General features: G+C 35.6%; 12 protein-coding genes. 2 read left to right on the forward strand and 10 right to left on the reverse strand.

Annotation, left to right across the window (positions count from 1 at the left end; translation table 11 throughout):
• Nucleotides 1-118: 118 nt before the first annotated feature.
• From C1634_RS17275 to C1634_RS17300, 6 genes are all read right to left on the reverse strand, one after another.
• Nucleotides 119-2,533: an outer membrane beta-barrel family protein gene (locus C1634_RS17275; RefSeq protein ID WP_103234446.1), complete on the reverse strand. Its 2,415-nt coding sequence runs from the start codon at nucleotides 2,531-2,533 to the stop codon at nucleotides 119-121.
• 6 nt (nucleotides 2,534-2,539) lie between these two features.
• Nucleotides 2,540-2,980, reverse strand: a complete 441-nt coding sequence (locus C1634_RS17280) for a MarR family winged helix-turn-helix transcriptional regulator (protein WP_109738822.1) — start codon at nucleotides 2,978-2,980, stop codon at nucleotides 2,540-2,542.
• Between the two features lie 126 nt (nucleotides 2,981-3,106).
• Entirely contained in the window at nucleotides 3,107-6,325 is a 3,219-nt protein-coding gene (locus C1634_RS17285; RefSeq protein WP_109738823.1) for an ABC transporter permease/M1 family aminopeptidase, read from the reverse strand.
• Nucleotides 6,326-6,327: 2 nt separating this feature from the next.
• Nucleotides 6,328-7,200, reverse strand: a complete 873-nt coding sequence (locus C1634_RS17290) for an ABC transporter ATP-binding protein (protein ID WP_103234890.1) — start codon at nucleotides 7,198-7,200, stop codon at nucleotides 6,328-6,330.
• Between the two features lie 178 nt (nucleotides 7,201-7,378).
• Nucleotides 7,379-7,582 (reverse strand): helix-turn-helix domain-containing protein, encoded by a 204-nt coding sequence (locus C1634_RS17295; protein WP_002980904.1) that lies wholly within the window; start codon nucleotides 7,580-7,582, stop codon nucleotides 7,379-7,381.
• A gap of 1 nt (nucleotide 7,583) precedes the next feature.
• On the reverse strand, nucleotides 7,584-8,099 hold the full coding sequence (locus tag C1634_RS17300; protein WP_109738824.1) for a DUF2975 domain-containing protein: 516 nt from the start codon (nucleotides 8,097-8,099) through the stop codon (nucleotides 7,584-7,586).
• Nucleotides 8,100-8,440: 341 nt separating this feature from the next.
• Between C1634_RS17300 and C1634_RS17305 the strand changes: the two genes are divergently transcribed.
• Nucleotides 8,441-8,782, forward strand: a complete 342-nt coding sequence (locus C1634_RS17305; RefSeq protein WP_103234889.1) for a TfoX/Sxy family protein — start codon at nucleotides 8,441-8,443, stop codon at nucleotides 8,780-8,782.
• A 127-nt stretch (nucleotides 8,783-8,909) separates the two neighbouring features.
• On the opposite strand, the gene C1634_RS17310 is transcribed toward C1634_RS17305, so the two are convergent.
• The 3 genes from C1634_RS17310 to C1634_RS17320 all read right to left on the reverse strand — a co-directional run bounded on the left by C1634_RS17310 (nucleotide 8,910) and on the right by C1634_RS17320 (nucleotide 13,832).
• Nucleotides 8,910-10,001, reverse strand: a complete 1,092-nt coding sequence (locus C1634_RS17310; protein ID WP_103234891.1) for a nucleotidyltransferase domain-containing protein — start codon at nucleotides 9,999-10,001, stop codon at nucleotides 8,910-8,912.
• 1 nt (nucleotide 10,002) lies between these two features.
• A complete protein-coding gene (locus tag C1634_RS17315) occupies nucleotides 10,003-12,972 on the reverse strand; it encodes a TrlF family AAA-like ATPase (RefSeq protein WP_109738825.1) in 2,970 nt (989 codons plus the stop codon).
• Between the two features lie 107 nt (nucleotides 12,973-13,079).
• Nucleotides 13,080-13,832 (reverse strand): nucleotidyltransferase domain-containing protein, encoded by a 753-nt coding sequence (locus C1634_RS17320; RefSeq protein WP_109738826.1) that lies wholly within the window; start codon nucleotides 13,830-13,832, stop codon nucleotides 13,080-13,082.
• A 263-nt stretch (nucleotides 13,833-14,095) separates the two neighbouring features.
• Here C1634_RS17320 and cobT point away from each other — a divergent pair, with 263 nt between their 5' ends.
• The gene (gene cobT / locus C1634_RS17325) at nucleotides 14,096-15,103 is read left to right on the forward strand and encodes a nicotinate-nucleotide--dimethylbenzimidazole phosphoribosyltransferase (RefSeq protein WP_109738827.1); all 1,008 of its coding nucleotides are present in this window, start codon (nucleotides 14,096-14,098) and stop codon (nucleotides 15,101-15,103) included.
• A gap of 55 nt (nucleotides 15,104-15,158) precedes the next feature.
• Here the strand turns inward: cobT and C1634_RS17330 are convergent, their stop codons facing one another.
• A complete protein-coding gene (locus tag C1634_RS17330) occupies nucleotides 15,159-16,151 on the reverse strand; it encodes a hypothetical protein (RefSeq protein WP_103235462.1) in 993 nt (330 codons plus the stop codon).
• Nucleotides 16,152-16,187 lie beyond the last annotated feature (36 nt).

Here is a 16,187-nt window from a genome sequence, read left to right on the forward strand (position 1 = left end):
GAGATTAAAATAAACTAGTTATGCGGTACTCAATTTTATCGAAGATAAAATCCTTGCGACTTAAATCCAACATTTTATTCCTCTTTCTTCGCGCCTTTGCGGTTCCAACTTCTTCCCGCTAGCTTCCGATTCTCTGCTTAAGATCCTCAGCACCTCCCGTTTTTCTGGGCTGCCCGTTTTTAGAAGAACCAAAATTATAAGTATAGGAGATGGTGGCGACACGCGAATCTCTTTTTACCGCAAAGTTTTCTATATAATCATTATAAACAGTCTGGCCTTTGATGTTGCTGGTAAAGAAAATATCTGTGAAAGAGAGCTTCAGTACACTGTTGTTCTTAAATTTCTTCTGTGCACCAATATTCAAATACCAGTTAGGGCTCACATTCAGATAGGCATAGACCTCTCTGGCCTTATAATTTCCGGTAAGTTCAGCGGAGAACCCATTTCCTAGTTTAAAGGAATTAATACTATTGATGCTATAGGTAAAATTCCCTTGGTTATTGATCTGGGTTCCGGAAACATTTCCAGTGTATGAACCATAGTAGAAATTAGCTCTGTTGTTCATCTCCCACCATGGGGTAACCTTTACCGGAGCGATCAGGTTTAGCCCAAAATAAGAAGCAGAACTTAGGTTTTCAATCGTCTGTACCGTTACAATCTGTCCGTTTTCTATGACAGGTTTTAAGATGTCTGTAATGTTATCAGAAGTCTTGCTGTAGCTTAATGTGGCGAAATATTTATTACTAAGACTGTACGTCAATTCATAATTCATCGTGATCTGTGGATTCAGGTCTGGGTTTCCGGCCTTCAGCGTGGTAGGATCAAGATAGAACTTAAAAGGATTCAGCTGATTGTAGCTTGGTCTTGTAATCCTTCTGCTGAAATTGACTTCCAGGTTACTTTTATCTGTAAGATCATAGGAAAAAACAGCACTGGGGAATAGCTGGGTATAATTTCTTTTGTTGACCTGGTTGGTTGTAATCTGGGTGCCTTTGACGTTCGTGTTTTCAAGTCTCAACCCTGCATTAGCTTTAAATTTCTCCCATTTTTTAGAGACATTTCCGTAGACTGCATTGATGTTTTCTTCGTAAATAAAATGATTGGTTTTAGAAAGATCGGGAATGGAAACTCCTGAGCTTGCATTGAAGAATTTCAGATCATTGTCCGTCTTTACAAAACTCGTTTTAACACCGCTTTCCAGCTTCCAGTCGTTCTTTAAGTTTTTTGTCAGATCAGACTTTAAAGAATAAATATTCAATTTTCCATCCATATCCCCTTTGATGATATCAAGATTGTTCATTCCGCTGGCTATTTCATGAGTACTGGTATCAAAACTTTGTAAAGAAGAATTCGTGTAATTGATATAGTCAAAATCGGTTGATATTTCAGAACCTAAAGAATCTATCGTGTATTTATGATTAAGATTAAATGAAAGATTGGTCCAGCGGTCATTTGATCTGTTGATGGTTGTGAAAGAGCTTTCAGGAAGACGATTGCTGCCCAGGGTCACGTTAGAATTATCTCCGTTAATATTGAACTTGTTTGAAACCAGTCCTACAGAAAAACCAAGCACATTTTTATCATTCAGATAATAATCCATTCCTGCTTTGGCAAGATGGCTGTTGAATTTGAATTTCAAATAATTATCCTGTACATATGCTTTTTTGAAATTGTTGGCTTCATAGAAATTTCTATCCAGTACCAGACCGTTGTAAGCTTCCCTGTACGCAAAGCTGTAATTTCCAAAAATATTGACTTTTTTATTCCTGTGGTTAATGCTGAAACTATTGTTGTTTTTCACATATTTACCCGTACCCAGGGAGGTTGAAATACTTCCATTGGTTCCCTTTCTCTGTTCCTTTTTTAGTTTGATATTGATAATGGCAGATCCCGATGCATCATATTTGGAAGACGGATTCGTTATGAATTCTATCTTTTCAATGGTAGAGGATGGTATTCCTTTAAGATAATTGGCAAGATCAGATCCGGTCATAGGCGTGTTTTTACCATCAATCTGAACCAGAAGATTTCCCTTTCCACGGAGGCTGATATTGTCGTTGTTGTCTATATTGACTCCCGGAGCTTTCTCCAGTACTTCAAACGCAGAATTTCCAGTGCTGGCAATACTGTTTTCAACATTCATGATCATTTTTCCGTCCTGCCTTTCAATGAGAGGCTTGGTTTTCGTGATCGTTACCCCTTCAATAGATTTTACATTCAGGTCAATAGAAGACAGAACAGTGTTTTTTGCTAACACAATGTTTTCAGAATGGTAGACTTCAGAACCGTTTTTATTGATCTTTAATTGATAAGTTCCTTCTTTTAAATCGTTGAAATTGAACTTGCCATTGTTATCAGCAATTTCTGTTTTGATCAATTTCTGATGGGTATCGAAGAGATTGATCTCCATCTGCTCTGCTTTGCCGGAATTGATGTTTCCAGACAATGAAAAACTTTGCGGGGTCTGTGCAGAAAGCATACTGCTGAAAAAGATCAACAGCCAGACAAAAATAAATGTAAATATTCTGATCATCGTATTTTATTTTTTAGGATTAAGACAGTTTTCTGAAATTTTCAGTAAAGCAGAATACATGACTTCCATTTCATCCTTACCAACCCCCTTCAAAGCCATTTTACGGTTCTTCTCCACAATGTTCTGAACCTCTTTGATCACCTTTACTCCGGAATCTGTTACTTCCAGATTGGTTTTCCTGCGGTCTTCAGAATGAATATGTCTTGTGATGTATTCTGATTTTACCATTAAATCAATAATTCTGGTGACAGAAGCATTGTCCTTGAAAACAAGATCACCAATTTCATTCTGAGTAATGCCCGGGTTTTCCAGAATCGCTTTGATGATAAGCCACTGATCGATCGTAATCGTAAAACCATGCGCTTTCAGCTGGCGCTGGGCATAGTTTCTATAAGCTCGGATCGCTTTGTCTATATTGTAGAATATTATTGAATTTAACTTTTCCATATTTTCAGATTTAAAATGATGTATCAATTATTGATATATCAACTAATTAGTGAATCATCATTTTATTTTGTTACAACTCCTGAAAAATATTTTCAAAAAAAATTAAATACCGCTGATCTATTCCATTTATTTTGCCCTTACAGAAGGGTTTGGGGGGCTATTAATAACAGTTATATTGTCTATGGTTTTAAACAATCTGTCAATCTCTTTTCTGGCCGAAGCATCAGGAGCAGCTTTGTAAAACTCATTCATCAGATCTAATGAAGTAGGTTTCTTTGGGTATTGATTATTGTTGAGAAAGCTTTTTAATGCTGTATTGAGTCTGCTTTCACCCATCACATGACTCAATTGTACCATGGCCATTGCTCCTTTTGAATAAGAAATATGAGGGGCATCTCCGGTCGCTTTATAGATCGGAACATTTTCGGACAAACCTTTTTCATTGTCGTAGATCTGCTGATGCACTTTGATTCTCTCTATCATTTTTTCTCTGCCGTGCATCTGTTTGTAAAGCATCATTTCCGTATACATAGCCAGCGTTTCGGTAAGCATTACAGAACCTTCCCGGTCATCAGAGTTGATCTGGCTGTTTCCCCACCAAAGGTGTGAAAGCTCATGTCCTGCCAATTCATTGATGACATCCTGCTTCTTATCCGCCAGTATATTGGCATGGAAAATCATATCTTCAGGCATAAAGATGGCAGAAGGATAGGCAGTGGCAGCAAAACCTTTGGTAAAAGAAGAGATCTCTGCAAAATTGATCGTTTTAAAAGGATACTTCCCGAAATTCTGCTGACAATAATCTAGAGTAAGTTTGGCATTTTCAAGAAGATGATCAACGTTTTCATGGTGCTTTTGATGATAAAAGATATTGATGGTAATTCCTTTATAATTAATACTTTTTAACTCATATTTTGCTGATGAAACGGCAAACCGGAAAGGAATCTGATCTGCTTTATATTCAAAATAATGACGGCCGGATGATGACCATTTTTTTATTAAATCTCCCGTTCCTATGGCTGTCTGGCTCTTTTCAGTGGAAATAATCATACTCAGATTGATAAAATCCTTTTTTGAAACTTCAGGAGCTTCCGGTTTCTTCAGTTCTGTAAGTTTTCCAAGCTTGAATTGGCTTCGCTGTTTTTCATCCTGAATTTCATAATCCTTTTGGTAGCCTATGGTAGGATAATATCTGCTGATCCTCATAAAAGATCCGTCTGCGATAATGGCATTAAAAGATTGATGACCGTTTACTGCGAACCATTGATAAGACAATGTGAAATTAAGGGAAGCCGTTTTACCAGGCAGGAGAGGCTGTTTTAATGAAACTTCCGTGATGTTTTGATGAATTTTTGTCGTTTCAGTACCTGATGTCATTACAGCAGATTCCAGTTTTAAATCATCATTAAAATTGATCAAAACTTTGTTGATGGATTGGTCTGTTTGATTTTTAAGGGTGTATTTTCCAACAATCCGATAAGCGTTTTCCGAAGGATAAAGTTTAATTTCTGTGGTAACGTCAGAAATATCAGGTTGTGGAAGAGCTTCATATTTCCGGTAGTTCTTTTCATATTCTACAGAACTTAAAATAGCCTGCTCTTTATCTTTAGGAACATACCCTTTCATAAACAATACGCCGGCAAAGATTCCTGAAATCAATAGAATTATACTGAAGCAAGATGCAATTACAGAGACTTTTTTAATTTTTATAATACTGTTAAATACCCACAAAATACTGATGATACCCGCTCCGAAGAGAAGTCTTTGGGCAAAAGCTTTTTCATAGATTCCATAGCCATTAAAATCACTGTAAGTTCCTTTAAAATCAGAAAATATTCTGAAAAGAGGATAGGAAATCAATTTCCCGGAAACCGGACCTGATAATACAAACACTGCGAGAATGGCAACTCCAAGGGCAATGAATTTATGAGGAATTCGGTCATTAATCAAAAGGATCAATCCTGAAAATAAGATCAAAGGGAAAGTATTGAAAAAGAAAACACCGAGATACGCATTCCAATCGATATGAAAATACTGATAAGCCGCCTGAAAAATAATGCCCTGAATAATTAAAATTCCGGTAAAGAAAAACAACAGAAAACTGATCGAAATAAAATGCCCGGTTAACCGGTTTTTAGAGAAAAAAGTGCTGTTTTCAATCAGGAAAAATCCAGAAGATTGGCTTCTCCAATAGACATCGTTCAGAAAATAAGCTGAAATAAGTAATCCAAGAAGATGAAAGTTTTCTGAGATCGTTGCAGCCATAAGCCCTGAACCTGCATACTTCTGTGGAAGACGGATTCCCTTTTCAATTTCGGCATACATTTCCATTCCGACACAAAATAATAAAAGGATGGAAACGGCAGGAACAGCAACGCTCTTGAACAGGTATGTAAGGTCAGTTTTTGTAAAAGAGAGTACAGACCGGAAAGAGTTCAACCGATTAAAGCTAGGGATAACTGTGGAGTATTCTGAGGCATTTGTTTCAGAGAGCGTATGAACGTTTGACAATGTTTTTACTTTCTTTCCGGAGGTATTAGAAAAAGAAAATAATCTGAGTGAAAGGAAAAGAATTCCCACTGATATAAAGAAAAACAGAAGCCTGTTGAACAACAGATATCCTGTAAAAGGAACCATCTGAATATTTTTCTGATGCGAACTAAGATCACGAGCCTGCATGAAATAAGCAGATAGTCCAAAAGGATCAATGAAAGCTGAAAATTGCTGTGTTTCCAATGACTGAGGCAGACTTCCCGCCATAAAAGGGGAGTTGGAAAACAGTAAAATAATCATATAGAGCACATACAGAAGCAGCCCGCCCACTACAACCAGCAGTTTTCTTTTTACAATAACAGCAATGAGAAATAGAAAACTGCATACAAAAAAACTGTTGATAAAACCGAAAAGCAATAATGGGTAGAGGTAATGGATGATATGAAAAGCTTCCTGCATTTCAGTTCCGGTACGCATCATCTGACCTATGAGAAATCCAGCCATTAATAACGAAAAACTTATAAATGTCTGAAGAAAATAAGCGATAAATTTCCCTTTCAGATAAGTGGATTTTGAAAATGGAAATGAAAATAGAATGCTGTCAAATTTTGAATCATGATCTTTAAACAACAGCTGTAAGGCATACACAGTGGCAAAAAAAATCACGGCAAGACTCAGCATTCCGGTCATAAAACCGATGGTATAGGGTGAGTTTAAATAAATTCCTTCTCCTATCGAAAGATTAAACTGATTCCCGCAAAAAATACCGATCCCTACTAAAAGTAAGGCCACAAGATAGGTGAGCCAGTGCTGGGTGCTGCGTCTGGCTTCGAATAAAAATAGAGTGTTCATGATTAAGGTTTTTGGGTGAGTGTATGGAAGTAAACGTGTTCCAGTAAAGGCGTTACGGAACTAAAGTCCTTTGGAGATTCTTCAGAAAATATGGTAATGTGAAGTTCTCTTTCGAGAAGTTGTCTGCTGATGATTTCATAGCTGGAGTGATAGTTTTCCAGTTCATTTTTATCAATAGGTTTTGACCAGATTCTGTTTTCCAGTTCAGCAATCAGTTTTCCGGGATTTCCTTTTCTGAGAATCTGCCCATGATTCATTACCGCCATTTCTGAACAGAGATTTCGGACATCTTCAACGAGATGGGTAGAAAGGATGACGATAACATCCTGGCTGATGTCGTTGAGCAGCGTATTGAAGCGGTTGCGTTCCTCCGGATCCAATCCTGCGGTAGGTTCATCCACAATGATGATTTTAGGATCTCCCAATAATGCCTGGGCAACCCCAAAACGCTGCTTCATCCCCCCTGAAAAAGTATGAACTTCTTTTTTAGCGAAATCAGAAAGGTTGACCTTTTCCAGCAGGCTCAGAATTTGATTTTTACGCTTGCTTTTATCGGTAATGCCTTTCAATACAGCAATATGTTCCAATAGATCATAGGCTGACACTTTCGGATATACGCCGAAATCCTGAGGGAGAAATCCCAGATTCTGCTTGATATAATCGGGATTTTTAATAATATCCACTTCATTGAAAAGCAGTGTTCCTGACGTGGGTTTCTGAAGTCCTACAATGGTTTTCATCAGAGACGATTTTCCGGCTCCGTTGGGCCCAAGCAGCCCGAACATTCCGTTTTTAATGTCCAGTGAAATGTCTTTAATAGCCTGGAAACCATTTTTGTAGGTGAGGCTAAGGTTGTTAATGGATAATGTATTCATAGTGTTGTGTTTAGGGAATAGAAAGACAGGCGGCCTTTCGGCAGCTGATGATTTAGAAGTTAGAAATTAGAGGTTAGAAGTTAGTGGCTGGAAGCTGGAGGCTAGAAGTTAGAAGTGAAATTTTACACTCCCACTCTAAAACACTCTTACGCTCAAACTCTCTCACTCACACCACCAACTACTCTTTAAATTCAAGAATATCTCCCGGCTGGCATTCCAGGATTTTGCAGATGGCTTCCAGAGTATCAAAACGAACTCCTTTGGCTTTTCCTGTTTTAAGGATAGAGAGGTTGACGGGGGTGATACCTAGTTTTTCGGCCAATTCTTTACTCTGCATTTTTCGTTTGGCAAGCATCACATCTAAGTTGACTATAATTGGCATTTTAAATAAATAGGTCTTGTTCGTTTTGCAAATGTAGTCCTTGCTTAAAGATATTCGCAAGAAACAAACAGAAAATTCCAAGCATAAAGTGAATAAACACCAGTCCCCATATCATACTTTCTACTTCCACAGAGAAACTCGCGATAATCACTAATGGAAGCGGGATGAAAATATTATACAGGTAAAATCTCTTAAGCTGAATGATATTTTCCTGAGTAAACAGTTTCTGCTGGAAAAATACTTTGAAAACCCTGGCAGACAGCCAGAAAAAGATTCCATAAGTAATAAGCACCAACATAAAAGAAAAGATCATATAGGGATAATTGTTTTCGATATTCAGAAACGGCTGCTCCGTAAAAGGATAATTGATGTGAAGGAACTTTTCTCCTTTATAAGGCGTAATCGAAAATCCGGTGATAAGACAGAACAGAGAATATACAAAAGTGATCAGATATCCGGCCGAAAGTAAGGAGCAGATATAAAATAAAATCCTTGAAATAATTTTGGTCTGGTTCATGGCATGAATAATAATTGATATTGCAAATGTATAATTAATTATCGTAAAACAATAATTAATTTAAATAAAATTTTATTTTTCAAAATAAGAATCTATCAATTAAATGGAAGAAATAGTGTGATTATCACCTTTTTTAATTAATTTTAATAACAAAAAAGTTAATCGATTTATCTTTTTAATTAATACTCGAGCTTAAAGATTAACAAAGGTTTTCTTATTGATAGCCCTTCGACAGGCTCAGGGTGACAACTCGAATACCAATCGAAATTTTTAAGCGTTGTCAGGCTGAGCCTGTCGAAGCTATTATTGCTAAATGGGATAGGTCAAAAAAAATTGAAATCATGGCTTACAGCACTGAACTTGCCGACCGGGTACGTGAACGGCTTTCAATAGTAGAAAATATTGAGGTTGAAGAGAAGAAAATGTTCAGCGGACTGTCTTTTTTGGTAAACGGAAAGATGTGTATCAACATCAGTCATGATAATCTGATGTGCCGTTATGATCCTGAACTGGAAGATGAGGTTTCGGAGAAAAAGGGATTTCTGCCGATGATCATGAAAGGGAAGCAGCTTACAGGATATTGCTATGTAGAACCCATTGGTTTTAAAAAAGCTGATGATTTTGAATACTGGATCAAAATCTGCCTGGATTATAATCCGATGGCAAAGGTGTCGAAGAGGTGAGTTGCTGGGTTTGAGAGTGAGAGGGTTTGAGGTTTTTAGAGTGGGAGAGTGGAACGAGTGAAGGGGGGTGAGAGTCAGAGAGTGGAAGTGCTGGAATTGATCAATACTGCCACTCATAACTCATCATTTATAATTCATCATTATTGTACAGTTTTTCCCTTATCTCAATCAGGATTTTTGTTGTTTTTTCTAAATCCGGAGCATCAGGAAGATTTGACTTGGAATAATGATTTTCTATAGATTGTATCAGGTTTTCTGCCTTTTCCATAACACTTTCATAAGACTGGTTGCCTGCTTTGATATCTAACAGTTCGTCGCGGTTTTCTACGCGTATCGTCAGTGAATTGGTTTTAAAAATCTGTTCACAGGACTGCAGCAGCCGGATGGTATGCATCATATTTTTGCTGTCGTAATTTTGTCCGTGGGTCTGATTGACGTTATAGCGGTCTTCATTGCGCTCAGCAACCCATTTCCAGTATTCCCTGTAATCTTTACAGTAAACAGAGTAGGCATCCAGATTGCAAAACAGATAAGCAGTCGGTTTTTCATCTTTGGGAACAGAGGATACGGAAACCTGATTAGCTTCTTCATTTTGAATAATACCTTTATATCCCAATGTTCCCGATTCATCATAAAATAAAGCATACATTCCCTTGGTATGATCAATACCCACCAATCCGCATTTTTCCTGTAAAAGACCATTTCCCCCGCCAGTGGAAGGGAATTCATGCAGCCATTTTTTCAAGGGTACAGAACCCTGCCCATCAAGAATAAAACAGAAATCCAGGATCGATTTTCTTTCTTTATCGATAGGATTTAAGATCTTTTTGTTGAGTCCTTTTGCCTTTTTAATCTGCGATACAGCATAACCTGCAAAGGTATCTTTACATAATTTTGACAGGAAATCTTCAGGTTTCAGTAAATCCATCAACGGGTGTTTGTATTGAATACAATCCTCAGGACTTGCCAGAATTTCCAGAATATTAGGGTTGTTTTTCTGCAACAGTTCTACAAACCTCCCGATTTCATAATATGTAATGTCATTCGTTTCATTGGAAATCTGCGGAATATAGTTCAGTCCAAAGAAATCTTCCTTCGGTAGATAATACACCCCACGGATATCCGTATCAGAATTCTCCGTTGCCAGCCCAAAAGCCCGGCTTCCGGAAATGGCTTCGAAAAGGAGGAGGTTTTTATTTTTTAGGTCTTGGATGGTCATTTTAGAATCCATATTTTTCTTCACGTTTTTTGAATGCAATTTCTCCTCCTTCTAAAATATCTTTAATATGTTCTCTAATACTCATATTAGGAAGTAAGCTTTTTATATTTTCATTTAACGGTTTAATGTCTTCTAAAGCTCCATTTATATAATCAAATTGATAAGGGCAATCAGAATTATCCCTGTCGCTTTGCCCTTTTTGGCTTGCGACTATTATATTTTCTGCATCAGCATTTACAGCAATATTAGCATTATGAGTTACTAATATAATTTGTCTTTCGGTTTTCTTTTTTTTGAGATACTTAACTAAATCATCTGAAATAGACCTATTATCAAGGTTGTCTTCTGGTTGATCTATTAAAATTGGAGATGGTGATTCGCTTAATCCAATGATAATCATTAATATTACAAAACTTGCTTTTCCTGTAGACATGCTTCCTATTTTATCACCTTTATATGTTACTTCCCAGTAATCATAAAAGTAATCATCTAATAAAATATCTATAGCATATTCTTTTGAAAAACTACTGCGTAGTTTATAGCTTCCATTATCAATGGATTCAAAAATTGATTGAATGTCATTTATGAAATTTTTTAGAGGATATGAGGAAGTAGCCTTTAGATTCTTATCAAAAATATTCCAATCATCATATGATTTTGATTTTCCGTGACTAATATCCCACATTGATTTTTCTAGTTTTGGAAAATTAAATTTTACTTTTCCTTTTATTTCTAAATTTTCCTCTTTAAATGATTCAGTTCTGGGCTTTAAAAGATTAATAACGTCTTCATATTCTAAATAGGTTTCTTTGTAGAGTTTAAATATCTGTTTTTTAATCTTTAACAAATCTTTTCTTTTTTGCTCTATATTTTTTTCATCTTCAATAATACTATTTAGTTTTTGTGATTCAGTTTTATTTGAATCTTCATATAATTTTATTTGTTTTTCGGTCTCCTCATTTTGTTTGTATGGTTTTAACTCATCTTCTTTTTTTATTTTTTCAGTTTTTATAAATTTCAATTGATTTTGAAATATATGATTTTCTCTATCAATATTATTATCATAAATTTCTATAGAAGATAATATAGTTTTTAACTCTTCATATTGCTTAATAAAATCTATTTTGATTTGAGGTGTTTTGATCTCCAAATTCTCTATATCTTCTACTAAAGTTTTTAAAGTACTAATACTATTTCTATTGAACTCTTTGATAGCTAATTTATCATTTTGTAAGTCTGATTCATCTTTTTCTATTTTTTCAAGCTCCTTTTGCTTTATCTGATAAGATTCAATTTGTTCTTTGTCTAATCCTGTTTTTTCTTTTAATTCTAAAATTTTCCCCTCATTATGTTTAAGTACTTTCTCTATATCTTCTTTATTTCCTTTGCCTCCAAGATTAACAATTAACATGTCTATTGTTTCTTTAGTTTCAAAGTAACTCCTTATTAAAGTTTTTCTAGTTTCATCATTTTTTTTAACGCGAGCAATAAAAATATCATCATACATCGCTCTAAATTCTTCTTTTTCTACTATAAGATTTCTTATAAGTTTATTAAGAGATTCTCCCTTTTTATAATATTCTGGTTCTGCTAATTTTATTAAATAATTTTGTGGAATATAAATGACCTCAGAGAGAATACTATTTCCGTTATAATCAAATCTAGTTTGTGAAATATTTGGAACTTTAGTTTTTATTTCAAAATTATAATTTTGATCTGGTTCTAGATTTGCATCACTTTTTATTCTAAAATTGAATTCATTTTCTTTTCCTTCTTCTATAAATATTTTTCCTAGTTTTTCAGTATTAAGGAGTGTTCTAGCTATATTATATAATAAAATAGACTTTCCAGAAGATTTTCCTCCTATTATTACATTCAGATTTTTATTGAAATAAATTGGTTTAGGAGTGAATTTTTGGAATTTAAAATAACTATATTTTCTACCTTCAACGATGAAAGTAATATTACCAATACTTTCTTCTTTAAACTTATCTTCAACCTCAAGATTAAGAAAATCAGAGTTTTGTTTTTTCTCTTCTTCGCTTAGTAAATTAGAATCAATTGATTCCTGAATTTTAAGAATTATATTTTCTAAGTTTGAAATCTCAATTTCCTTTTTCTCATCTTTGTTTCTCCAGAAATGTTTGATATAACTACTGAATTTTACCTGATCAATAATTAGTTGGTCTAATTTATTAGAATCAGGCTCCTCTTTTTGAATTTTAACTCTTTCTGTCGGTTCATAAATAATTTGTTTTAATCCTTCAAAAGTCGGTTGAGCTTTAATCCAAAGATTTTGTTTAATAATATAATCAGTAATTTTATGATTATCGGAACAAATTATTAAAGGTATATGCTTATTAATTTTTTTGATTAAATAAGGAATTACTTTACTTTCATATCCTTCACAATCAGCTTCTTTTCCCATCTCAAAAATATCAATTGCTTTTGCAATATCTTCTTTTTGAGCTATTCCATGTGGTAAACTATGAGTGATATTTTCAATTCCATTTGTTTTTTTCCCGGCATGAATGGTTAAGATTCCTCCTAATTCTTTAATTAAGTTGGCTGTTTCAAGTATATTACAATAGACTTCATTGTAGGCTTTTCCTTCTCCTTGAATTCTTGAAATATTTGTTCTACTTTCTATTTGTTTCCAAATAAATTCTAAATTACAATCTTCACCAAAAATGGCTATAAAGTGTATTGGTTCTTCTCCTCTTGAGTCGGATAGAAATTCTATTCCCGGGAATATGCTTATGTTTTTTTCTGAACCAAGTTTTTGTAGTTCAATAATTCTTTTTGTGTCAATGATATGATGGTCAGTAATTGCAACAACAGCCAGATCATTTTTTTTAAATTCTTCTATAATTTCTGAATTTGTAATGGATTTATCTTTATAGTCATACGATGCGGGTGTATGTAAATGCAAATCCCATTTTCTCCACTCTGAACCTCTGTTAATTGTCATAATTTTTAGTTTTTTCTAATATATTAATTTCTATTTAATTAAGCAGTTCCCCCAACAAACAAATATATTTCCAATCCATAAAAAAAGACTACGGCTTCCCGTAATCTCTAACATTTCTCCAATATCTCCCTAAAAACCTTCTCCATCTCACCTTTATCCGCTTTTCCTCCTAATAAACTCTTCGATTTTTCCTCATTTTCAGCGACTGTTTTTTCAAGAAAATCAAACAGTTCCCAATCGTTCGGATGGTAGTAAGATTCTCCTTTAGTCGCTTTTAAGGCAACAAGGTCTTCTATTTTCCGTCTGGTGGTATCATCTGTTAAAACAAGCAAGTCACTGAACAAGACAGGCGGTACCGTTCCTTTCTCTATGATCCATTTTCCTGTAAGGGTGGTTCGGAGGCAATAAAAATAACTTTTTAATTTTACTTCATCACTTCTGCACGCTTCCAGATATTTCTTGCTTATGCTCAAATAATGATAGGAAACCGCGACTGGGGAAAAACAGGCATCGGCCAAAGGTCTGAAGAGTTCTACAAACTTTTCATCTACTTTATAAACGATAGGAGAATAGAACCAGCTCAGCAAGGCAGCATTCGACTTCAGCAAAAGATGAAAAGTCTTTCGCAGATCCCAACCCGAACCATCCAGATCATCTTCTGTCATAAATTCTATGGTTTCATCCTTCTCCCAGGGAGAAAGATACCAGTCCTTTTCATGACGGTATATAAAACGTATATCATAATCACTGTCAGGAGACGCAAAACCCCAGGCTCTGCTTCCTGATTCTACGGCAAGAAGAACTTCTACGCCCCGCGTAGCCTCAACTTCTTTTATTTTTTCTAGTATTTTTGGTGTCATTATTTGTTATTTATAATGCAAAGTAAGTGATGGTGTACGCAATGTACTTACGTAGTTGTTTTGAGTGACGAGATTCGTGGAATGGGTTTTAGGGTAATAGAGTTTGAGAGTTGTGGGATTCGAGATTCGAGATTCGGGGTGAGAGGGTGGCTTATAACTTCCAGCCTCCATCTTCCAGCTTATAAAAACTACAAACAAACAATACAAAATAATCCCTATTTCACTAATATTGCACTTCTTTAACAAAACTATATTTGACATCCATGTTATCATCAGAACTACAGCATAAAATTGATTTTAAAACAAAACCATTAGGTGCATTAGGACATCTTGAACATATTGCCCACAAAATCGGACTGGTTCAGAAAACCACTTCTCCCCAGTTATTGAATCCTCATATGGTGGTTTTCGCTGCCGATCACGGGATTGCTGCCGCAGGCGTAAGTGCCTATCCTCAGGAAGTAACCTATCAGATGGTGATGAATTTCTTAGGTGGAGGTGCTGCGATCAATGTTTTTTGCAGACAGCATGGTATTAAGATTAACATTGTAGATGCCGGAGTCAATTTTGATTTTCCGGAAGGACTAAATCTGGTAAATAAAAAAGTCCGAAAATCCAGCCGTAATATTCTGGAAGAACCAGCCATGACTCCTGAAGAATATCAGCAGGCGCTTAAAAATGGAAAGGCTGTGGTTACTGATATTGTGGAAAAAGGATGTAATATCATTGGTTTCGGTGAAATGGGGATCGGGAATACTTCTGCTTCTTCTCTGATGATGAGTAAACTTTTTGATATCCCGATTATAAACTGTATCGGACGAGGAACCGGACTCAATGACCATCAGCTGCAGAATAAGATCAGTATATTAACAGAAGCTATAGAAAAATATCCGGCTGCCATGACTGAGGATGAAATTGCGCAAACTTTTGGTGGATTAGAAATTGCCCAAATGATTGGAGCAATAGAAGAAGCTTACCATCATAACATGCTGATCATGGTGGATGGATTTATTGCCACAGTAGCTGTAGCGACAGTCTGGAAAAAGAATCCTGAGATTCTGAACAACTGTATCTTCTGTCATGTAAGCAATGAAAATGCCCACCCTCAACTGTTAGGGCTGATGAGAGAGAATGCTATTTTAAACCTCAATCTTCGTCTTGGTGAAGGAACAGGCTGTGCATTGGCATATCCGATTATTCAAAGTGCTGTTAATTTTCTGAATGAAATGTCAAGCTTTGAAGATGCTCATATTTCAAATAAATCATCTTAGCTTTAGAAAATAATAAAGGGGCAGTAAAGCCCCTTTTATCTTAAAATAAATACTATTAATAAGTATGTGCAACATCTTTACCTGTAAACATCATTCTTACAGGTTTATTTTGAATAGCATCTTCATTCAATTTATATGAATTAAATATCTGCATGGTAGGAATATACCTGTATAAACCATCATCTACCAAATATAGTTTTCCAGTATTGGTGTTTCGTACCAGTTGGGTTCCTGAAGTGATGTCAGCCCCTCTTTCTCCTGTGTAATCTTCTATATTTACTTTATAGAGCAAATAAGCTTTGCCCTGAACAGCAAACAGATTATTGATCACTGCAAAGGATTCGATACGTCTCAGGGTACTTTCAAATACGATGTACAAAGCTCCCGTTGCATTATCCTGGAAAAACTGCCCGTCACGAACTCGATACGCTTTAGGCTCAGAATCTTTTAAGTAGAAAGCAATTCCTTCATAAGAATAGCCGTCTTTTCCATCTCCCAGTTCATTCTTATCTCTGGTATAGAAGTGGGTCTTTTTATCAGAATTAAAATACCTGTAAATCGGAAAGCTTCCCGGTTCATCACCATTATAGCTGGTACCCAGATCTTTTTTCTCCCAGTAACTTTGCCCACTCAATTCATTAGGATTAGTCGTTAATACCAGATCATTAGTTCCGGTGTGAAACCATCTTGAAATTACCGGGCCGGGCCCATCTGCAGAACCTAATAATCTCTCCTGAAAATAATAGCTCAGTCCAGGATAGGATTTAGGAAGTTCGGATGGTAAAGGTGAGGTATTGTACAGATGCTTTTTAGTAAGATCACTGTAGAAACCGTAAATAGGATTAGTTAAATAAAATGATTTGGACCAGATTCCTGCGGGAGGTGGAGTAGGTGTATCCGGATTATCTCTGAAGCCTCCTTTTGCTAATTTGTTAGCAGAAGATTCGTTAAGAGTTTGCGACTCATTTAAAGTTTCCAGTTCATCACCGGGAGCCGAACAGCTTACTATGGATAGAAGACACAATCCAACGAAATACGCTTTTTTCATTTGTTTTTTTTCATGGTTATTATGGTGCAAAACTAA

It is taken from the genome of Chryseobacterium viscerum (genome assembly GCF_002899945.2).
Classification (GTDB): domain Bacteria; phylum Bacteroidota; class Bacteroidia; order Flavobacteriales; family Weeksellaceae; genus Chryseobacterium; species Chryseobacterium viscerum.